Consider the following 20,559-nt stretch of genomic DNA (forward strand, 5'->3'; position numbering starts at 1 on the left):
GAACAAGACGCATGAAATACCCTTCTTCCCTTGGAGCCGTATCGGTCACACCCAGCCCGCATCGACGATGAACTGCTGGCTCGTGCACATGCGGCTGTCGTCGGCGGCGAGGAACAGCGCCATGCGCGCGATATCGGATGGCTGCAGCCGGTCGGGTAGGCACTGCCTCTCCTCGATCTGGCGTTCGCCGGCCGGGTTCAGCCACAGCCGCATCTGGCGCTCCGTCATCACCCAGCCCGGCACCATGCAATTGACGCGGATGCGCTCGGGGCCGAGTTCGCGGGCCAGTGCCCGCGTCATGCCGTAGACGGCTGCCTTCGCGGTGACATAGGCCGGGCAATCGGGATCGCCGACCATCCAGGTGATGGAACCGAAATTGATGATCGAGCCGCCGCCCAGCGAGGCCATCTGCGGGCGCACCGCCTGCGCGGCAAAAAACTGATGGCGCAGATTGACCGCCATGCGGTCGTCCCAATACGCGACCGTCACGTCCTTGGTCTGGTGGCGGTCGTCATTGCCGGCATTGTTGCAGAGCACCTGGATCGGGCCGTTGCGCTGCGATGCCTGCGCGGTTGCCGCCTGCAGTTGCTCGACCTCGCGCAGGTCGCAGGGAATGAACAGCGGTGCGGGATTTCCTTCGGCCGCGATCGCCTCGACCAGATGCCTGGAAGGCTCCTCCGCCCGATCGACGAAGGCGACGCGGCTGCCTTGCGTACAGAAATGGCGCACCAGGCTTTCGCCGATGCCGCTGCCTCCGCCGGTGATGAAGACGCTGCGGTCCTTGAGGCTTGGGTAGATGGCGTAGCCGATTTCATCCGTCATCGCGCGCCTCTCCTAATGGGAATGCCGGGGGATGCCGGCATCGCGCCGGCCGACGAGAAAGTCGAAATCGCAGCCCTTGTCGGCCTGCAGCACCCGCTCGACATAGAGGCTCTGATAGCCGCCTTCGGGCGACGCCGGCGGCTTCCAGTCGCGGCGGCGGATCGCCAGCTCCTCGTCCGATACCAGGAGTTCAAGCCGGCGACCGGCGACGTCGAGCTCTATGATGTCGCCGTCGCGCACCAAGGCCAGCACGCCACCGGCCGCGGCCTCCGGCGCGACATGCAGTACCACTGTGCCGTAAGCCGTGCCGCTCATGCGTGCATCCGAGATGCGCACCATGTCGGAGACGCCCTGCTTGAGCAGCTTCGCCGGCAGCGGCATGTTGCCGACCTCGGCCATGCCGGGATAGCCGCGCGGTCCGCAATTCTTCAGCACCATCACCGAGGAGGCGTCGATATCCAGCTCTGGATCGTCGATGCGGGCGTAGTAATGCTCGATGTTCTCGAACGCGACTGCCTTGCCGCGATGCTGCATCAGTTTGGGCGTTGCCGCCGACGGCTTGATGACCGCGCCATTCGGTGCCAGATTGCCGCGCAGGATCGAGATGCCGCCTTGGTCGGTCAACGGTTCGCTCAGCGGCCGGATGACCTCGCGGTTGTAGTTGGGCGCGCCGTCGATCAACGCGCCGATCGTCTTGTCGCTGACGGTCATGACGTCGCGATGAAGAAGCCCCACTTCATCAAGCGACGCCATGACCGCGGCCAGCCCCCCGGCATAGTAGAAATCTTCCATCAGGAACCGGCCCGACGGCATCAGGTCGACAATGGTTGGAACGTCGCGGCCAAGGCGGTCCCAGTCTTCGAGGCTGAGATCGACACCGACCCGGTTGGCGATGGCGATCAGGTGCAGCACCGCATTGGTCGAGCCGCCGATGGCGCCATTGACGCGAATGGCGTTCTCGAACGCTTGCTTTGTAAGAATGTCCGAAATCTTCACGTCCCGGCGGACCAGCTCGACGATCTGGCGTCCGGCCATCTGTGCGAGCACGCCACGGCGCGAATCCACCGCCGGGATCGCGGCGTTGTCCGGCATGCCGATGCCGAGCGCCTCGACCATGCTGGCCATGGTCGAGGCCGTGCCCATGGTCATGCAACTGCCGGCCGAACGGCTCTGGCCCTGTTCTGCAGCAAGGAAGTCGGCGACCGGCATGCGGCCGGCCTTCACTTCCTCGGCGAATTTCCAGACATGGGTACCCGAGCCGATATCCTGCCCACGGAACTTGCCGTTGAGCATAGGCCCGCCGGAAACGGTGATGGTCGGCAAATTGCACGAGGCGGCCCCCATCAACAGCGCCGGCGTGGTCTTGTCGCAACCGACCAGCAGGATGACGCCGTCGATGGGATTGCCGCGGATGGATTCTTCGACATCCATGCTGACCAGATTACGAAACAGCATGGCGGTGGGGCGCATGTTGCTTTCGCCGAGCGACATCACCGGAAACTCCAGCGGCAGGCCTCCGGCCTCGTAGACGCCGCGCTTGACGTGATCGGCGAGCGCCCGCAGATGTGCATTGCACGGCGTCAGTTCCGACCAGGTGTTGCAGATGCCGATCACCGGGCGGCCATCGAAGGCATCGGCCGGGATGCCCTGGTTCTTCATCCAGCTGCGGTGCATGAAGGCGTTCTTGCCTTCACCGCCGAACCAGGCTTCGGACCGCAGTTTGCGTTTGGTCTCGGTCACGATTGCTGACCCCGATCCTGACGGCGTTTGTTGCGGTTCTCGACGCTGCGGCGCACGTCGTCCTCGGCGTTGTCGATGAGAACCAGCAGTGCGTTTTGTGCGCCGGCGGCGTCGCCGGCGGCGATCTTTTCGGCCACCTCGCGATGCAGCGGCAAGGAGTGGCGCTGGCCTTCCGGATTGTCGTTGGAGAGGCGAAAGCTCATCACCAGCGCGGTTTCGACCAGTGCCGCCAGCGAGCCGATCAGCTCATTGCCTGACATGCGCAGGATGGTCTGGTGGAACACCAGATCGGGTTTGGCGAAGCGGTCGCCATCATCGCTCACCGCTTCCATTTCGGCGAGTGCCGCATGGATCTCGGCGATCTGTGCAGGCGTGGCGCGCTGGGCGGCAAGTGCCGCCGACATCGGTTCGATGGCGCGGCGCAGTTCGAACAACGCCCGCACATCGTCGGCGCTGACACCGCCGGCGTAGCGCCATGACAGGACGTCCGGATCAAGGAAATTCCAGTCGGAGCGTGGGCGCACCCGTGTGCCGGTCTTCGGCCGGGATTCGACCAGCCCCTTGCCGGCCAGGACCTTGATCGCCTCGCGCAGTACCGTGCGGCTGACCCCCAGCATCTCGCTGGAATCGTCGGCATTGGGCAGCGCTTCGCCGGGCAGGAAGTCGCCCTGCACGATGCGCAAACCTATCTGCTCGACGACGGTCGCATGCAATGCGGTGGAGCCGCTGGAAACCGCCACGGCAACCCGCGACGTCCGTGCAGTGCTAAAAGATTTCTTATTCTTCATACTATTCATATGATATGTCTTATCGCCATGGCGATTGGAGTCAAGGGACGGGGAGCGCCGATGACAATGAATTTCGCTGCGGTTGCCCCGCGGCACTCGGAACTGGTCTCGATCAGCGATGGCATCGCGACGGTCGACATTGCTCCGGCCGCCGGCGGTGCGCTGGCGTCGTATCGATGGTGGCAAGATGGCGCCGTGGTCGATTGGCTGCGCCCGGCCGATCCAGCGGCGATCAGTAGCCGCGATGCCGGCGCCATGGCCTGCTTCCCGCTCGTTCCCTACTCCAATCGCATAAGGGGCGGCCGGTTCGAGTTCGCGGGACGCACCATCCGGCTTCCGACGACTGCCGACGATCCTCATCATGAGCATGGTCATGGCTGGCGTCGGCCTTGGGTGGTTGTCAGACATGAAGCCTGCACGGTCGTCCTGCGCTATCGCCACGCCGCCGATTCCTGGCCGTGGAGCTATGAAGCCGACCAAGAGATAACGCTGGCTGACGGCAGGCTTTGCGTGACCATCAAGGTACGCAACCTGTCGGACGCACCGATGCCGGCTGGCTTCGGCCTCCATCCCTATTTCCCGTCGACGCCGTGGGCGCATGTCCAGGCGCTGGTATCCGGCATGTGGGAGACGGACACGGAGGTCCTGCCCGTCCGGCATGTCCTGCCGCCCGTAGGGGCCGATCCGTCCATCGGTTTCGACGTATCGGAAGTGGACTTCGACACGGTCTTCACCGGATGGGCGCGCCGCGCCCGGATATCCTGGCCTGAACACGGACGACGGCTGGACATCGAGGCCGAGGCGCCGCTTGATTTCCTCGTTCTCTACACGCCGCCCGGCGAGCCGTTCTTTTGCGCCGAGCCGGTCAGCAACATCACCGATGCCTTTAACCGCACGGGCGGCCGCATCGACACTGGCTGCATCGTACTGGCACCCGGTCTGATGCGATCAGCCAGCGTTCGCTTCACGCCGTCCCTGGCCGTTTGATCCATATGCCAACCGCCAGACGAGGCCGGCTCAGAATGGATAGTGCTGGCCGGGATCCTCGATCGTCACCCAGCGCAAATCGGTGAATTCGGCGATCGAGGCCTTGCCGCCGAAGCGGCCATAGCCCGAGCCCTTGACGCCGCCGAACGGCATCTGCGCCTCGTCGCCGACCGTGGGGCCATTAATGTGGCAGATGCCGGCCTCGATGCGCGCAGCGACCGCCATGGCACGCTTGATGTCACGGCTGAACACCGCCGACGACAGGCCGTATTCCGTGTCGTTGGCGACACGCACCGCCTCGTCCTCGCCCTTCACCCGGATCACCGGCTTGACCGGCCCGAAGGATTCTTCGGCATAGACGCGCATGGCAGGCGTCACATGGTCGAGCAGCGTTGCCTCGACAACGGTGCCAGTGCGCTTGCCGCCGGCGGCAAGCTTGGCGCCCTTGGCGACCGCGTCAGCGACTAGCTCCTCCATCTTGTCGGCTGCCTGGCTGCTGATCAGCGAGCCCAGCACGACATGGCCGCGCGGATCGCCGGCCGGCAGGCTCGACGCGCGGGCGGCCAGCTTGGAAACAAATTCGTCCGCGATCCTCTCATCGACGATCAGTCGCTCTGTCGACATGCAGATCTGGCCCTGATGCATGAAGGCGCCGAAAGTCGCCGCATTGACCGCTGCGTCGATATCGGCGTCGTCCAGAACCAGCAGCGGCGCCTTGCCGCCGAGTTCGAGGAGCGCCGGCTTCAAATGCCGCCCGGCGAGCTCGGCGATGATCCGGCCGACCTTGGTCGAGCCGGTGAAGTTGACGCGCTTGACCGAGGGATGCGCGACAAGCGCCTCGACGATCGCAGCGGCATCCTTGGGGTCGTTGGTGACGACATTGATGACGCCCTTGGGCAGGCCTGCCTCGACCAGCACCTGACCGATCAACCGGTGTGTGCCGGGGCACATTTCGGAGGCCTTCAGCACCACCGTGTTGCCGCAGGCGATCGGCATGGCGATGGCGCGGGCGCCGAGAATGACCGGCGCGTTCCACGGCGCGATGCCGAGACACACGCCGGCCGGCTGGCGGATCGCCATGGCGAGCGTCCCCGGCTTGTCGGAGGGAATGATCTCGCCCGAAATCTGCGTCGTCATCGCCGCCGCTTCACGCAACATGTTGGCGGCCAGCATCACGTTGAAACCGGCCCAGGGACCAGTGGCGCCGGTCTCTTCCATCATCAATTTGGTGAATTCTCCCACCTTGGACGCCATCACGTCGGCCGCCTTGGACAGCAAGGCGCGGCGGTCGCCAGGCCCGGTCTTCGACCAGGTCGTAAAGGCAGCGGCCGCGGCTTCCACTGCGGCATTGGCGTCGGCGACGCTGGCTGCTGCGGCGCGTGTCGCCAGTTTGCCGGTGAACGGGTCCATGCGCTCGTAGGCGGCCGCGCCGGACGCATCCCTTTTGTCGCCGTCGATCAGAAGTCCGATATCCATGATTGTCTCCCTCGCTCCGTCTGGAGCTTCGCGGTTAGAAGCCGAGCACTTCGGCGTTGATCGATGCTTCGAGGCCGCCGTCGACGGGCACATTGGCGCCGTTGACCCAGCGCGCGCCGTCCGAGCACAGAAACAGCACGGCAGGCGCTATATCGCCCGCTGTGCCGGCCCGTCCGACCCTGGCAATGTCGCTGTCGACACGGGCATCGCCAAGCACGGTGCGGAACTGTTTCAGGATCGGCGTCTCGACCGGTCCCGGGCTCACCGCATTGACGCGGATGCCACGGCGTCTGAAAAGGTCCTGGTGCGCCGCGCGAAAGGTCCACAGCAAGAGCAGTTCCTTCGAGACGGGATAGCCTTCCTCGTTCCTGACTGCATGGTCGGCGACCACCTTGGCGACATCGGGAAAGCCTTCGATGGCGACGATCGAGGCCGCCCGGTTCAGATTGGCGCGCCAGCCATAGCCGGCGATCGAGGCGACGTTGACGATGGCGCCGCCTTCACGAAGCTTCGGCGCGAGACCTTCTGAGAGTGCCCGCAGCCCGAAGAAATTGACGGCCAGCGTCGACACCGCGCCGGTGTTGCCGGAGAGGCCGGCGACATTGCAGAGCGCATCGATGCGCTCCGGCAGGCGTGCGACCAGCTCATCGACGCCGGCCTTCGACGAGATGTCGGACTTGACGAAACTGCCCACCGCTGCCGCCGGCTCGCGCACATCGACGCCGATCACGTCCGCTCCAAGCTGGCCGGCGAGTTCCGCCGTGCGCGCGCCGATGCCTGAGGCGACACCGGTGATGAGGATCGTCTTGCCAAAAAGCATGGTCATGCCTTCTCCTGATCAAGTGAGGTTCACACCGGCGAGGGGGCGGTGCCGTCATCGGACGGAGCATTTTCCGGAAGCCTTACGCGGTAGCCGACCGGCAGAAAGCGCAGGCCAAAGCGCTCCTCGATCGTTCCCCAAAGGCCGCGCGGCAGGAACAGCGAGAACAGAACTGCCGTGGCGCCGAGTCCGACAAGGTACCAGACGCCGGTGCCGCCGAACCAAGTCTCGATGAGGAAGAACACCAGCGCGCCGAGGATGGCGCCCTCGAACGTGCCGATGCCGCCGACCAGCACCATGAAGATCATGTAGGCGGTCCACTGGACGTTGAAGTAGGTTTTCGGCTGGAAGGTGATGGAGGTCGCCAGCCACAGCGCCCCGGCAACGCCGATGCCGAAGGCGGCAAGCACGAACAGCAGCCGCTTGGTGCCGGTGACGCGCACGCCGACCGACGCGGCGGCGTCCTCATTGTCGCGGATGGCGCGGATCGCTGCACCCGTGCTGCCGCGCAGCAGGCCAAACAGGACGGCAAGCAGGGCGGTCATCGAGGCCAGCGCCAGCCAGTAGATCGTCGCCCGCCTGGTGCCGGCGTCGTAGACATTGAGCGAGATGAGCGACGTGCCCGTTTCGCCTTGCACCAGCCGGTCGAGATTGACCAGGAGATGCGTCAGCGCCGCGATCACCCACATGCCGATGGCGAACTCGCCGTTCCTCAGCCGCAGCATGAAAAACGACAGCGGCCAGGATACAATGCCGACAACGATCGCCGAGACGAAAAGCGAGGCGAAAGGGTTGAGGCCGGCATCGGCGAGTCGAATGGTGAAATAGGCGCCGAGCCCGAAGAACACCTGCTGGCCGACCGAAACAAGGCCGCCGAAGCCGGCCAGAGCGTTCCACATCGCCGCTAGGATCACATAGATGAACAATGCCGTCATGCGGTCGACCGCGCCCGCCGAGAGGAACTGCGGTGCGATAGCGAGCAGCGCGATGATGACAGCGACGGCGATCGCCGCGATGCGCGACGTCATCGTGCCGCGCTCGATGACCGGCGAGGACGAAACCGCACTCATGACGCGCTCCGGGACGGAAGGCGCAGCAGGCCGCGCAGGCCAAGACCCGACGTGGACAGCCGCACGAACAGCACGACGAGGAACACGGCATGGCCGCCGATCAGAAAGCCTTGCGGATGCACTTGCGCGCCCAGTGTCTGCGCCAGCGCCAGCACGATGCCGCCGACCAGCGTTCCCCACAGCGAACCGGCGCCGCCGATCACCGCCGCCTCGAAAGCGAACAGCAGTTGCGGCGCGCCGGCATAGGGATCGAAGGTGGCGCGCATGCCCAGGAACGCGCCTGCGAGGCCGACCGTGACCATGGCGATGGAAGCGGCGACCGCATTGGCGCGGCGCGCATCGACGCCGACCAGGCCTGCCGTATCGGGGTCTTCCGACGTGGCGCGGATCGAGCGGCCAAGCCGGGTGCGGGTGAGGAACAGCTGCAGCCCGCCCAGCAGGATCACGGCGGTGGCGAACATGATCACGGCGAGTTTGCCGACATAGATGCTGCCGGGCCATTCCCAGGAAGCATAGGACAGGCTGCCGATATAGGGCGCCAGCGAACGCGTGTCGGCGCCGAACTGCTCGAACAGCATGTTGTCGATGACAATGGCCAGCCCAAACGTGGTCAGGATCGGCAGCAGCGTACCGCCACGCGCGCTGCGTTCGAGCAGGAAACGCTGCAGCGCCCAGCCGATCGCCGCCATCAGCGGCAGCACGATCAGCAGGCCGACAAACGGCGGAATATGGTACCGCGAGGCGAGCCACCACAGCGCAAAGGCCGCGAACACGGCAAGGCTGCCATGGGCGAGGTTGATGATACGCATCACCGAGAACATGAAGGACAGGCCGCAGGCGATCAGCGCGTAATAGCCGCCGAGCAGGATGCCCTGGATGATCTGGTTGCTCATGCCGGAACGCTCCCGGGACTTTTCCGGTGCAGGCCGAAATAGGCTTTCGTCACGTTGTCGCGCGACACCGCCTTGCTCGGCCCCTCGAGCGCCACGCGCCCTTCGAGCATGCAGATCACCCTGTCGGACACCGACAGCGCGCGGTTGAGGTCCTGCTCGACCAGGATGATCGTCGTGCCGGATGCGATCAGCCCCTGAAGGGCTGCATAGACACGGTCGACGATCAGCGGCGACAGGCCGAGCGAAACCTCGTCGAGCAAAAGCACTTCCGGGTTGCTCATCAGCGCCCGGCCGATCGCCGTCGCTTGCTGCTCGCCGCCTGAGAGATGGCCCGTCTTGGCGTGGCGGCGCGGCCTCAGATTGGGGAACATGTCGAGCACCTTGTCGACGCTCCACTCGCCCGGCCGGCCGGCGGTTCGGCCAAGCAGAAGGTTCTCCTCGACCGTCATCTGCACGAACAGTTTTCGCCCCTCCGGCACCAGCGCGATGCCCATGCCGACGCGCCTGTGCGACGGCACGCTGGTGAGATCGGCGCCGTCCAGCAGCACCCGGCCGGCCGCCGGCTGGTGCGCGCCGGCAATTGCCCTGAGTAGCGTCGTCTTGCCGGCGCCGTTGGCGCCGACCAGCGCGAGCGTCTCGCCGCGTTCGATGCTGAAACTGACGCCACGCACCGCCTGCAGCAGCCCGTGGCGGACAACCAGGTTCTCGACCGACAGCAGGCTCATTTCGGGCCTCCGCCGAGATAGGCGCGCACGACCTCCGGATCGGCCATAACCGCTTGCGGCTCGCCATCGGCGATGATCTTTCCCGCATCCATGCAGATCAGCCGTTCGGCCACTTGCAGAAGGATGTGGACGATGTGCTCGATCCAGACGATGCCGATCTTGCGGCGGCGCAATTCCCTGATCGTGCCGACGAGCTCACCGGCTTCGCCGTCGGTCAGGCCGCCGCCGATCTCGTCGAGCAACAGCAGCGTCGGCCTTGCCGCCAGTGCGCGCGCCAGTTCCAGCCGCTTGCGGTCGAGCAGTCCGAGCGTCTCGGCGCGGCGGTTGGCAATATCAAGCATACCGCACAGCTTCAGCGAGCCGAGCGCTTCCTCATAGGCCTCGTCGCGGCCGAGGCCGGCCCCATGCGAGGCGGCGACGAAGACATTCTCGAAAGTGGTCATGCCGCTGAATGGCTTGGGCACCTGATGCGTGCGCACCAGGCCGAGCCGGCAGCGCTGGGTCGCCGGCAAGGACGTTACGTCATCGCCTTTGAAGCTGACCGTGCCCGCACTCGGCGGAAAGGCGCCGGAAAGCACGCTGAGCAGCGTCGTCTTGCCGGCGCCGTTCGGACCGACAATGCCGACAGCCTCGTCGGCTGCCATGGCGAAATCGACCGCATCCAGCACCACAAGCGCACCGAAGCCCTTGTGGATGCCGGCGGCAACGAGAGCTGCTTGTTGTTGCGGATGGGTCACCACCTCGTCTGCGGTCCATCAGCCGTTGTAAGGCTGGAGCTTGGCTTCGATCGGCACCTTCGGGTCGGTGGCGTTTTCGGTCACCACATAGTCGAGCGGGAATTTGCTGCCTTCCTTGGCGGCCACCCACTGCGTGCCGATGATCGGGCCGGGCGAGACATTGGCGACAGGGCCGCTGGTGAAATCGACCGTGCCGATCATCGTCTCGGTCTTCAGCGTGCTCAGCGCCTTGGCCACCGCCGCCTTGTCCTTGGCGTCGGTGCTGGCCTTCAGCGCTTCGAAGCCGGCGTCTAGCAGCGACATCGAGGCGCCGAGCTGCTGCGTCCACTGCTTGCCGCTCGCCGCCTCGTAGCCGTCGGCGAGCTCGGCGCCCGAAACGCCGGTCAGCGGCGATTTGTAGGGGAAGGCCTTGTGCCAATAGGCGGCGCTCGAAATTTTCATGCCGAGGTCACCGAGCGCCTCGATGTCGGACGGGAACAGGCCGGTCTTGGCGACCTGGGCGATCTTGATCTGCTTGATCAGCCCCTGCTGTGCCGCCTGGCGCCAGAAGGCGGCGAAATCGGGCGGGATCGGGAAGGAGTTGAAGATCTCGACGCCTTCCTGCTTGAACAGCGCGATCTGCGAGGAATAGTCGGTGGTGCCGGTCTCGTAGGCGCCGGGATCGACGATGGTGAAACCTTGCTTGGCCAAGAGCGGCGCCAGATTGGCACGGATGGCGTTGCCGTCGGCGTCGTTGGGATACATGACGCCGACCTTCTTGTTGGTCTCGATCAGGTTCCATTGCGAGATATAGGTCTTGAAGAACTCGCCGACACCGAAGCCGAAATGATAGGTCCATTTGAACGGCGAGGGCGCGCCCGGCTTGGCGCCGCGGCCGAAATACCACGCCTCCCACGGCATGACGGTCGACAGGCAGGGCACCCCTGCTGCCTCGCAGGCATCGGCCACCGGGTTGATCACCTCGGGCGTCGACACCGCCAGCATCAGGTCGATGGCCTGGTTGTTGATCAGGTCCTTGGCGAGCTGGCCGGCGCGGGAGGGATCGGACTGCGTGTCCTGGTCGAGGATTTCGACGCTGTACTTCTTGCCGCCGATCTCAAGGCCGCCGGCCAGCGCCTTGCGGGCAAGGTCGAGGACATAGCCGTCGGTCTGGCCGAAGCCGGCCAGCGGCCCGGTGCGCGGGCTGACGAAGCCAACCTTGAGCGTTTCGCCTGCCTGGGCGAAAGCGCTCTTGCCGCCGAGCGCGAACGCCGCGCCGCCGGCGATCGAGGTGGCGATGAATTGGCGTCGCGAGATGTGACTAATGCTGATTTGGCTGCCGATAGATTGGGTCATGCGTTCCTCCCTCTGTGGCTCCTCCATCGGCACAGTGCACCAGTGGTTTGGTTCGGTAAAATGATATTTTGCGGTGTTTCATTAACCTCTGGGTTAGGGGATTTCCGGCGAAGACAGAGCGCGGTCCGAATGGTCCGACGCCTCACTTGGCCGGCCTTGCCGCTTCGCGAATGGTCTGCAGCAGGATGGTGAAGGCCGGCGACGGCGCCGTATCCGTGCGCATCGTCAGGCCGACCGGTCCCTTGGTTTCCTCGGTATCGACCGGCAGGGAGATGAAGGCGGCGCTGGCGATCTCGTTGGCGACCACGCCGGCCGAAATGATCCATACCGCATTGCTCTGCCGCATGAAGGAGCGGCCAAACGAATCCGAGACGGTTTCGATCTCGGTCGCCGGCGCGGTCATGCCGTTGGTGATGAACAGGCGATCGACGAAGGGGCGGATGACGGATTCCCGGGTCGGCATCAGCACCGGAAATTCGTCGAGGCTGGCGAAGATATCCGCTCCCGGTTCAAGCAGGGGGTGTCCGGCCCGCACCACGAACAGCACCTGTTCGGAATAGAGATGCTCGAAGAAGAAGCCGGTCATGTTTTCGGGCGCCGCCAGCCGGCCGACGACAAGATCGAGCGCGCCGGTGCGCAATTGCTCGAGCAGCACCGCGTTCTCGCCGGTGACGATCTTGATCGCCGCGCCGGTATTTGCTCCAAGGAACAGGCTGATGGCCTTGGGCATGACCTTCGCCGACACGGTCGGCAGCGCGCCGATGCGGATCGGATGCCGGTTGATGGCGCCGTCCTGGCGAACCGAATCGACGCCGCGCTTCAACGCCGTGATCGCCGAACCGGCATGGCTGAGGAAGATTTCGCCAAGCCTTGTAACCCTTATGCCGCGCCCGTCACGCTCGACAACGGCGACACCGAGCGCCTCTTCCAGCTCACGCAGCGTCTTGGTCACCGCCGGCGCGCTGACATGCAGGAAATCGGCGGCGCGGGCCACGCTGCCCTGCCGCGCGACCTCCAGGAAGGCCTGCAGATGACGAAAGCGGATGCGGCTCTCGGCCATGGATTTGATAACCCCCGAGTTAATGAAATGGCGCAAAATATCATTTTACCGAACCAAATGCCTTGTGCAATGTGGAGATGGAGGATCGAAATCGTGTCATTCGTCACCATCGGCGGCATCACGCTGCACCATCGCCACCTCAAGGCGACCGGCAATGCGCGCGCGATCATATTCATCAATTCGCTGGGCACCGACTTCCGCATCTGGGACGATATCGTCTCGGCGCTCGATGGGGAAATGTCCTTGCTGGTCTATGACAAGCGCGGCCACGGGCTGTCAGACATGGGCGACATCAAGTCGATCGACGATCATGTCGACGATCTCTCGGGGCTCATCGATCATTTCGGCCTGAAGAAGGTCGTGCTGTGCGGCCTGTCGGTCGGCGGCATGATCGCGCAAGGGCTCTATGCCAGGCGGCCGGAGATCGTCGAGGCCATGATCCTGTGCGACACGGCGCACAAGATCGGCACCGATGAGAGCTGGAACACACGCATCGCGATCGTCGAACGCAAGGGCATCCAGGCCATTGCCGATGGCGTGCTCAAAGTGTGGTTCACACCGGCTTTCCACACAGAGCGCCTGGCCGAGCTTGACGGCTATTGGAACATGATGACCCGGCAAGCGCTTGCCGGCTACGTCGAAACCTGCGCCGCTATCCGCAACGCCGATTTCACTGACGCCGCACGCCGCATTGCGGTGCCGACGCTCTGCATCGTTGGTGACCAGGACGGCTCGACGCCTCCCGCTCTCGTCCGCTCGCTGGCCGATCTGATCCCCGGTTCGCGTTTCGAGATCATCCGCGCCGCCGGACATATTCCCTGCGTCGAACAGCCTGAAGCGCTCACCGCGCTGATCCGCGATTTTGTCGCATCGCTTGCCCCTGGAGCAGAGAACCATGGATGAAGTCCCCGGCAACGCAGCCAGACACCGCACTGGCCTCGCGGTGCGGCGCGCCGTGCTCGGCGATCGGCATGTCGATCGGGCCGAGGCCGCCGCCACCGATTTCGACCAACCCTTCCAGGAGCTGATCACCGAGGCCGCCTGGGGGACGGTGTGGGCCCGGCCGGGCCTCAGCAAGCGCGAGCGCTCGATCGTCACGCTGGCGCTGCTGGCGGCACTCGGCCATGATGAGGAGGTCGCCCTGCATGTGCGCGCCACCGCCAACACCGGTGCGACGCGCGACGATATCTGCGAGGCGTTCCTGCATGTCGCCATCTATGCCGGCGTGCCGGCCGCCAACCGTGCTTTCAGAATAGCCAAGGACGTGTTTTCTGAAATGGAAGGAGCCGACAATGGCCTCTGAGTCCGGCTCGAACCGGAGACCCGAGACCGGCGCCTTCTTCCAGCGCGACCGGACGTGGCATCCACCGGCGCTGACGCCGGGCTACAAGAGTTCGGTGCTGCGCTCGCCGCAAAAGGCGCTCTTGTCCTTCGACAACACGCTGTCGGAAATTGCCGGACCGGTCTTCGGCCACGCCATGCTGGGTGAACTCGACAACGACCTGATCCACAATTTCGCCAAGCCGGGCGAGAGCGCCATCGGCGAACGCATCATCGTCCATGGGCGTGTGCTCGATGAGCGCGGCGTTGGCGTTCCCGGCGTGCTCATCGAATTCTGGCAGGCCAATGCCGGCGGCCGCTACCGCCATAAGAAGGACGGCTATCTGGCGCCGCTCGACCCGAATTTCGCTGGCTGCGGCCGCACCATTACAGGCGAGGATGGTGGCTATGGCTTCCGCACTGTCAAGCCCGGGCCCTATCCCTGGCCGAATGGTCCCAATGACTGGCGCCCGGCGCACATCCATTTCTCGGTTTTCGGCCATGGCTTCGCGCAGCGGCTGATCACGCAGATGTATTTCCAGGGTGACCCGCTGATCTGGAAGTGCCCGATCGTGCGCGGCATCGCCGACAAGGCGGCCATCGAGGCGCTCACGGCCATCCTCGACACGCAGGCGACCATTCCGATGGATGCGCTCGCCTATAAGTTCGACATTGTGCTGCGCGGCCGCCGCTCGTCGCTGTTCGAAAACCGGCTGGAGGGCAATTGATGGCCCAGTCGCTCGACCGGCTGAGGGAAAGCCCTTCGCAGACCGCGGGACCATACGTCCATATCGGGCTGACGCCGAACGTCTGCGGCATCAGTGGCGTCTATGCGACCGATCTTGGCTCGATCATGGTCAACGACAAGACCAAGGGCGAGCGCATCGGTGTCAAAATCCGGGTGCTCGACGGCACCGGCACACCACTCAAGGACGCCCTGATCGAGATCTGGCAGGCGGATGCGGACGGGCTCTACAATTCGCCGACCGAGATGCGCGGAGCGGCCGATCCGAACTTCTTCGGCTGGGGCCGCTGCCCGACCGACATGGAAACCGGCGTCTGTGCATTCGAGACGATCAAGCCCGGCCGCGTGCCGTTCCGTGATGGAAGGCTGATGGCGCCACACATCACACTGTGGATCGTCGCGCGCGGCATCAATCTCGGCCTGCACACACGGCTCTATTTCTCCGATGAGGAAAACGCCAATGGCGAGGATCCGATCCTGGCGCGCATCGAGCACCGCATCCGCGTGCCGACTTTGATCGCCGAGCGTCAGGGCGGCACCTACGTCTTCGACGTCCATCTCCAGGGGGAGAACGAAACGGTCTTCTTCGACAGTTGATGGTCAGGAGAAGCAAGACATGACCGTATCACCCTTCGACCATCCGCTGCTCTCCGCGCTCCTCGGTGACGAGGAAGCATCGAGGCATTTCTCCGTCGAGGCGGAAATCGAGGCGGCGCTGGCATTCGAGCGCGCACTGGCCGAAGCGGAGGCCCAGAAAGGGATCATCGCCAGGGATGCCGCGGCGGCGATCGTGACGGCGCTTGGCACGTTCAGGCCGGATACCGCTTTGCTCAGGGCAGGCGTCGCCAAGGATGGCGTCATGGTGCCGGAACTGGTGCGCCAGATCAGGGCAACGGTAGGTGAACCGCATGGCGACAAGGTGCATTTCGGTGCCACCAGCCAGGATGTCATCGACACTGGCCTTGTGCTGCGGCTGAAAGCGATCGTCGAGCACCTCGGCCTTCTGCTGACCGAAACCGTTTTGCGCCTCACCTCGCTTGAGGAGCGCTTTGGCGGCAGGGCACTGGCGGGCATGACCCGCATGCAGCCGGCGATACCGATCAAGGTGACGGATCGCGTCTCGGCGTGGCGTGCACCGTTGCGGCGACATCAGGAAAGGCTGTCGGACCAGTCCGGGCGTCTGTTGGTGGTGCAGTTCGGCGGCGCCGCCGGCACGCTGGAAAAACTCGGCGACAAGGGGCCGGCGGTGCGCGCCGCGCTTGCCGCGAAACTCGGCCTTGCCGATGCACCGCAATGGCAGAGCCAGCGCGACACGCTCGCCGACTTCGCCGGCTGGCTGTCGCTGCTGACCGGCAGCCTTGGCAAGTTCGGCCAGGACATCGCGCTGATGGCGCAGGGTGGAACCGAGATCGCGCTCTCGGGCGGCGGCGGCTCGTCGGCCATGCCGCACAAGCAAAACCCGGTGAAGGCCGAGGCGCTGGTGGCGCTGGGCCGGTTCAACGCCACGCAGCTTTCCGGCATGCACCAGGCGCTGCTGCATGAACAGGAGCGCTCAGGCGCTGCCTGGACGCTGGAATGGCTGCTGCTGCCGCAGATGGTGGTCGCTGCTGCCGCGTCGTTGCGGCTCGCCGCCGAGCTGGCCGGGCAGATCGAAAGCCTCGGCCACTGATGCGCACCCAGGTCGCCATTATCGGCTCCGGACCCTCCGGCCTGCTGCTTGGCCAGCTTCTGGCCGCCATCGGCGTCGAGACCGTCATTCTCGAACGATCGAGCCGCGAGCATGTGCTTGGCCGCGTGCGGGCAGGGGTGCTCGAACAGGGCACCGTCGAGTTGCTGGAGGAGGCTGGTGTTGCCGCAAGGCTGCATGCCGAAGGCTTGCCGCATTCCGGCATTTCGCTGGCGTTCGATGGATGCCTGCATCGCATCGACCTTACCGCCCTCACCGGTGGCAAGCATGTCACCGTCTATGGCCAGACTGAACTGACGCATGATTTGATGGACAAGCGCGAGGCGGCTGGCGTCGTCACTGTCTATGAGGCCGCTGATGTCGCGCTGCACGATTTCGATGGCACTGCACCGTTCGTCACCTACGATAAGGACGGCGTCAGCCATCGCATCGATTGCGACTTCATCGCTGGGTGCGATGGCTATCACGGCGTCAGCCGCAAATCGGCGCCGGTGCGCGCGCTGAAGACCTTCGAGCGGCAGTATCCGTTCGGCTGGCTCGGCGTACTGGCCGAAGTACCGCCAGCCGATCACGAACTGGTCTATGCCAATCACGAGCGGGGCTTTGCGCTGTGCTCGATGCGTTCGACGCATCGCAGCCGGTACTATGTCCAGTGCCCGCAGGACGATCGCGTGGAAGCCTGGTCGGACGAGCGGTTCTGGGACGAATTGCGCCGCCGCTTGCCGGAACGGACGGCGGCGAGCGTCACCACCGGGCCATCCTTCGAAAAGTCGATCGCGCCGCTGCGCTCCTTCGTTGCCGAGCCCATGCGCTTCGGCCGTCTGTTCCTGGTCGGCGACGCCGCCCATATCGTGCCGCCGACCGGCGCCAAGGGCCTCAACCTCGCCGCCAGCGACGTGCGCTATCTCTTCGCCGGCTTGCGCCAGTTCTACCTGGAGAAGTCGCCAGCCGGCATCGAGGCCTATTCGCAAAACGCGTTGGCACGCGTGTGGAAGGCGGTGCGCTTTTCCTGGTGGATGACCACCATGCTGCATCGCTTTCCCGACACCGGCGACTTCGGCCAGCGCATTCAGGAAGCCGAACTCGACTACCTCGTGCACTCGCGGGCGGCCTCGACCGCGCTCGCCGAGAACTATGTCGGCTTGCCATACTGAAGCCGTTATCCCTTGATGGCCGAACCGACGATGGAATCGACGAAGAAGCGCTGCAGCAAGACGAACAGGATGAGCGGCGGCAGCACGGCCAGCGTCGCGCCGGCCATCACCAGCCCGGTGTTGACCGCGCCACGGTTGTAGCTGAGCAGGCGGCTGAGGCTGATGACGATCGGATAGGCGTCGGCATTGCCTTGCAGCACGGTCAGCGGCCAAAGATAGCTGTTCCAGTGATAGACGAAGGCAAACAGGGCGAGTGCGGCGATCGCCGGAGCGACGCTGGGCGCCACGATCTTGAACAGGATCAGCAACTCCGAAGCGCCGTCCATGCGCGCGGCGTCGATGAGGTCGTCCGGCACGCCGGCGATGAACTGGCGCATCAGGAAGATGCCGAAGGCATTCGCCAGATTGGGCACGATAATGCCGGCTAGGCTGGCATTGAGGCCGATCGAACCGACGAGGCGATAGAGCGGGATCAACGTCACGATCGGCGGCAGGAACATGGTGGCGATCAGCAGCGAAAACAAAAGCGATTTGGCGGGGAAGCGGTATTTCGCGAAGGCATAGCCGGCCATCATGCTGGTGACCAGGATGCCGGCGGTGGTGATCGATGCGATGACCAGGGAATTCCACATCGAGCGGCCGACATTGACCACGCCTGAAACCTTCTCGTAGGCATCAAGGCTCGGTGTGTGTGGTATCCACACTGGCGGCACCTGCATGCTCTCGGCCGGCGTCTTGAGGCTCGACAGCACCATCCACACCAATGGAAAGGCGGAAGCCACCGCGACCAGCAGCATCAGCGTCGCCAGCACCGCCTTGCGGCCCGACGGGTGCTTGCGCGACAGCCGGCTCGACGATCCCCCGCTCATTCCTGATCCTTCCGGTTGGCGAGGGCGAACAGCGCGCAGACCACGACGATCAGCGACAGCATCAGCGTGACCGCCATCGCCGAACCCAGACCGCCCTGCGCGCGCTCGATGCCGACGCGGCGGATGTGATAGGTGAGCACATTGGTCGAGCCGACCGGCCCACCCTGCGTGATCAATGCCACCGGCTCGAACACCTGCACGGCGTTGATGATGGCGATGACGGCGCTGAACAAAAGCGTGCGCCGCATCAGCGGCAGCGTGATGAAGCGGAACTGCTCGAAGCGATTGGCGCCGTCGAGCTTCGCTGCCTCGTAGAGGCTGCCCGGGATCTGTGTGAGGCCCGCGATCGCCAGCACGGTGAAGTAGCCGACCTGCTGCCAGGCATTGAGGAGGACGATCGAGACGAGCGCCGAGCGCGGCGATGACAAAAAGGGCTGTGGGCCGATGCCGATGAGGCCGAGCATCTGGTTGAGCGGTCCCTCGCTCGGCGAATAGAGCTTCGACCAGACAAGCGCCACCGCGATCATCGGCACCATGTAGGTGGAGAAGAGCACCGTCCGCAGCGCCGTACCTCCGGCCACGTCGTGCTGGTAGACCATCAGGCCGAAGGCGACCGACAGCGGCAGGATGAGGATGATCGAGAACGCGGTATAGATGGCGGTGTTGGTGAGCGCGCCCTTGAAGTCACGTCCGACCGAGGAGGCCCCAAAAATCTCGCGGAAATTGTCGAAGCCGATGAATCTGGCGCTGGAAAACGGCGTCTGCGTCGACCAGTCCTGAAAGGACAGCCAGACGGTGAGCAACATCGGCAACAGGATGAAGATGCCGATCAGCGTCACGGCGGGCGTAAGCATGATGCCCGCCGAGGCACGGTACCTCTGGATCATTATTTGGCGGCGCGCTCCAGGATCGAGGTGGCGTCGGCCTGCGCCGTCGCCTGCGCATCCTTGGCCGAGACCTGGCCATACTGCAACGCCTCGAGCGTCTGCTGCAGGGATTCGGAGAATTCCTGACCGCCCGGCACCACCGGGAACGGCTTGGCATCGGTCAGCACGCTGACATAGCCGGAGAGGAATTCCGAGCCGAGCTTGTCCTTGTGTGCGTCGATGTCAGACAGGCGCGAGGGCAGGATGCCCATCGACATCAGGATGTCGGACATCGCCGAGGCGCCGTTCCTGCCGGATTTCGGATTGTTCAGCCAGGCCAGGAATTCCCACGCCGCCTTTTGCTCGGCCACGCCGGCATTGGCGTTGACCACGGTCATCCAGGAATAGGAGATCGAATGCGGCTTGTCGCCGCTCGGGCCGACCGGGATCGGCGCGGTGGCGATGTCCGCGAATTTATCGCCCATGCCGGTCTTCAGCGCGCTCTCCCACCAATTGGCCATGATGATCATGCCGGTCTTGCCCGAGACGAAATTGTCGAGGAACGGACCCGTTGTGTTGGCATCCGCCGTCGCCATCGCCGGCACGCTGGCGCCCGACTTGATCAGGTCCTCATAGAGCTGGAAGGTCTGCGTGGCCTGCGGGCTGTCCAGCGCCGGCTTGCCGTCCTTAACCAACTCGCCGCCGTTGGAGACAAGGAGCGAGGCGAAGGGGTGGACGACGCCGGCCGCCCAGCTGTTGATCATACCGAAACCTTGCTGGCCGGCCTCCTTGTTGGTCAGCCGCTTCGCTGCATCCTTGAACTCGTCCCAGGTCTTGGGTGGTGCCGCGACACCCGCCTGCTTGAACAGCGCCTTGTTGTAGTTCAGCGCATAGACGTCGATCTCGTTGGGAATGCCGTAGAGCGCGCCGCCGACAGAGGCAGCGCTGGTGATGCCCGCCGGCCACGCGGCCTTGACCTCGCTTGCCACCGCGTCGGGCGCGGGCGCAACCAGCTTGTCTCGGGCGAGTTCCGGCAGCCACAAATCGTAGATACCGCCGATCGTCGGGCCGTCCGAGCCGCTGCCTTGCGAGCGTAGCGTGGTCAGGAGATCGCCGAAGGGAACGGCCCGCACGGTGACGCTGACGTCCGGATTTGCCTTGGCATAATCCTTGGCCGCTGCTTCGAGCAGCGCGACCGTCTCCGGCGACCAGTGCGTCAAATAGGAAATGTTGACCGATTGCGCCCATGCCGTGGCAGGCAGGATAGCCAGGCCCGCGGCCAGCGCCAGTTTCGAAGTCCAGGCAAACGACATTCCTCATCCTCCCTGTCGATCGCGATGACGTTATGACAACTTCAGGCGGCGACGCAAGAGCCTGTCGGCGAAAAAGCTTGGTATCGACCAGTTTCAGATTTCTTCGTTCTGCCGGCAACCGTAGTTTTATCGGTTAAAAACAATATACTGAT

Annotated in this window: 21 protein-coding genes; 7 read left to right on the forward strand and 14 right to left on the reverse strand. The window is 64.7% G+C overall.

Features of this window, described 5'->3' with window-relative positions; genetic code table 11:
• Positions 1–45: 45 nt before the first annotated feature.
• From C1D09_RS15550 to C1D09_RS15560, 3 genes are read right to left on the reverse strand one after another with little or no spacing between them, the layout of a single operon-like run.
• On the reverse strand, positions 46–822 hold the full coding sequence (locus C1D09_RS15550; protein WP_143975142.1) for an SDR family NAD(P)-dependent oxidoreductase: 777 nt from the start codon (positions 820–822) through the stop codon (positions 46–48).
• A 12-nt stretch (positions 823–834) separates the two neighbouring features.
• Positions 835–2,562: an IlvD/Edd family dehydratase gene (locus C1D09_RS15555; protein WP_143975143.1), complete on the reverse strand. Its 1,728-nt coding sequence runs from the start codon at positions 2,560–2,562 to the stop codon at positions 835–837.
• Complete coding sequence (locus C1D09_RS15560) at positions 2,559–3,302, reverse strand: FadR/GntR family transcriptional regulator (RefSeq protein WP_143975144.1); 744 nt, start codon at positions 3,300–3,302, stop codon at positions 2,559–2,561. The genes C1D09_RS15555 and C1D09_RS15560 overlap by 4 nt, the downstream gene beginning before the upstream one ends.
• A 114-nt stretch (positions 3,303–3,416) precedes the next feature.
• Between C1D09_RS15560 and C1D09_RS15565 the strand changes: the two genes are divergently transcribed.
• Complete coding sequence (locus C1D09_RS15565; RefSeq protein WP_246135762.1) at positions 3,417–4,337, forward strand: aldose 1-epimerase; 921 nt, start codon at positions 3,417–3,419, stop codon at positions 4,335–4,337.
• 30 nt (positions 4,338–4,367) lie between these two features.
• Here the strand turns inward: C1D09_RS15565 and C1D09_RS15570 are convergent, their stop codons facing one another.
• The 8 genes from C1D09_RS15570 to pcaQ form a co-directional block, all read right to left on the reverse strand.
• Positions 4,368–5,813, reverse strand: coding sequence for an aldehyde dehydrogenase (locus C1D09_RS15570; protein WP_143975146.1), 1,446 nt, complete (start codon positions 5,811–5,813; stop codon positions 4,368–4,370).
• Between the two features lie 34 nt (positions 5,814–5,847).
• A complete protein-coding gene (locus tag C1D09_RS15575) occupies positions 5,848–6,633 on the reverse strand; it encodes a coniferyl-alcohol dehydrogenase (protein WP_143975183.1) in 786 nt (261 codons plus the stop codon).
• 29 nt (positions 6,634–6,662) lie between these two features.
• A complete protein-coding gene (locus C1D09_RS15580) occupies positions 6,663–7,703 on the reverse strand; it encodes a branched-chain amino acid ABC transporter permease (RefSeq protein WP_143975147.1) in 1,041 nt (346 codons plus the stop codon).
• Positions 7,700–8,596, reverse strand: coding sequence for a branched-chain amino acid ABC transporter permease (locus tag C1D09_RS15585; protein WP_143975148.1), 897 nt, complete (start codon positions 8,594–8,596; stop codon positions 7,700–7,702). The genes C1D09_RS15580 and C1D09_RS15585 overlap by 4 nt, the downstream gene beginning before the upstream one ends.
• Positions 8,593–9,321 (reverse strand): ABC transporter ATP-binding protein, encoded by a 729-nt coding sequence (locus C1D09_RS15590; protein ID WP_143975149.1) that lies wholly within the window; start codon positions 9,319–9,321, stop codon positions 8,593–8,595. Before C1D09_RS15590 ends, C1D09_RS15585 begins: the two co-directional genes overlap by 4 nt.
• Positions 9,318–10,061: an ABC transporter ATP-binding protein gene (locus tag C1D09_RS15595; protein ID WP_143975150.1), complete on the reverse strand. Its 744-nt coding sequence runs from the start codon at positions 10,059–10,061 to the stop codon at positions 9,318–9,320. Before C1D09_RS15595 ends, C1D09_RS15590 begins: the two co-directional genes overlap by 4 nt.
• Before the next feature lie 15 nt (positions 10,062–10,076).
• Positions 10,077–11,393, reverse strand: coding sequence for an ABC transporter substrate-binding protein (locus C1D09_RS15600; protein WP_143975151.1), 1,317 nt, complete (start codon positions 11,391–11,393; stop codon positions 10,077–10,079).
• Between the two features lie 142 nt (positions 11,394–11,535).
• On the reverse strand, positions 11,536–12,453 hold the full coding sequence (gene pcaQ, locus C1D09_RS15605; RefSeq protein ID WP_143975152.1) for a pca operon transcription factor PcaQ: 918 nt from the start codon (positions 12,451–12,453) through the stop codon (positions 11,536–11,538).
• Between the two features lie 93 nt (positions 12,454–12,546).
• On the opposite strand from pcaQ, the gene pcaD reads away from it, so the two are divergent.
• The 6 genes from pcaD to pobA are packed head-to-tail and all read left to right on the forward strand — an operon-like array spanning position 12,547 to position 17,359.
• Positions 12,547–13,356, forward strand: a complete 810-nt coding sequence (pcaD, locus tag C1D09_RS15610) for a 3-oxoadipate enol-lactonase (protein ID WP_143975153.1) — start codon at positions 12,547–12,549, stop codon at positions 13,354–13,356.
• Positions 13,349–13,756, forward strand: a complete 408-nt coding sequence (pcaC, locus tag C1D09_RS15615) for a 4-carboxymuconolactone decarboxylase (protein WP_143975154.1) — start codon at positions 13,349–13,351, stop codon at positions 13,754–13,756. The genes pcaD and pcaC overlap by 8 nt, the downstream gene beginning before the upstream one ends.
• On the forward strand, positions 13,746–14,501 hold the full coding sequence (gene pcaH / locus C1D09_RS15620; RefSeq protein ID WP_143975155.1) for a protocatechuate 3,4-dioxygenase subunit beta: 756 nt from the start codon (positions 13,746–13,748) through the stop codon (positions 14,499–14,501). Before pcaC ends, pcaH begins: the two co-directional genes overlap by 11 nt.
• Positions 14,501–15,115, forward strand: coding sequence for a protocatechuate 3,4-dioxygenase subunit alpha (gene pcaG, locus C1D09_RS15625; protein WP_143975156.1), 615 nt, complete (start codon positions 14,501–14,503; stop codon positions 15,113–15,115). The genes pcaH and pcaG overlap by 1 nt, the downstream gene beginning before the upstream one ends.
• A 19-nt stretch (positions 15,116–15,134) precedes the next feature.
• Positions 15,135–16,187, forward strand: a complete 1,053-nt coding sequence (locus C1D09_RS15630; protein ID WP_143975157.1) for a 3-carboxy-cis,cis-muconate cycloisomerase — start codon at positions 15,135–15,137, stop codon at positions 16,185–16,187.
• Positions 16,187–17,359 (forward strand): 4-hydroxybenzoate 3-monooxygenase, encoded by a 1,173-nt coding sequence (pobA, locus tag C1D09_RS15635; RefSeq protein WP_143975158.1) that lies wholly within the window; start codon positions 16,187–16,189, stop codon positions 17,357–17,359. Before C1D09_RS15630 ends, pobA begins: the two co-directional genes overlap by 1 nt.
• Before the next feature lie 5 nt (positions 17,360–17,364).
• Here the strand turns inward: pobA and C1D09_RS15640 are convergent, their stop codons facing one another.
• From C1D09_RS15640 to C1D09_RS15650, 3 genes are read right to left on the reverse strand one after another with little or no spacing between them, the layout of a single operon-like run.
• Complete coding sequence (locus C1D09_RS15640; protein WP_143975159.1) at positions 17,365–18,228, reverse strand: carbohydrate ABC transporter permease; 864 nt, start codon at positions 18,226–18,228, stop codon at positions 17,365–17,367.
• Positions 18,225–19,115, reverse strand: coding sequence for a carbohydrate ABC transporter permease (locus tag C1D09_RS15645; RefSeq protein WP_143975160.1), 891 nt, complete (start codon positions 19,113–19,115; stop codon positions 18,225–18,227). The genes C1D09_RS15640 and C1D09_RS15645 overlap by 4 nt, the downstream gene beginning before the upstream one ends.
• Positions 19,115–20,407: an ABC transporter substrate-binding protein gene (locus tag C1D09_RS15650; RefSeq protein WP_143975161.1), complete on the reverse strand. Its 1,293-nt coding sequence runs from the start codon at positions 20,405–20,407 to the stop codon at positions 19,115–19,117. Before C1D09_RS15650 ends, C1D09_RS15645 begins: the two co-directional genes overlap by 1 nt.
• Positions 20,408–20,559: the final 152 nt, after the last annotated feature.

The sequence above is a fragment of the Mesorhizobium intechi genome, assembly GCF_002879535.1.
Taxonomy (GTDB): domain Bacteria; phylum Pseudomonadota; class Alphaproteobacteria; order Rhizobiales; family Rhizobiaceae; genus Mesorhizobium; species Mesorhizobium intechi.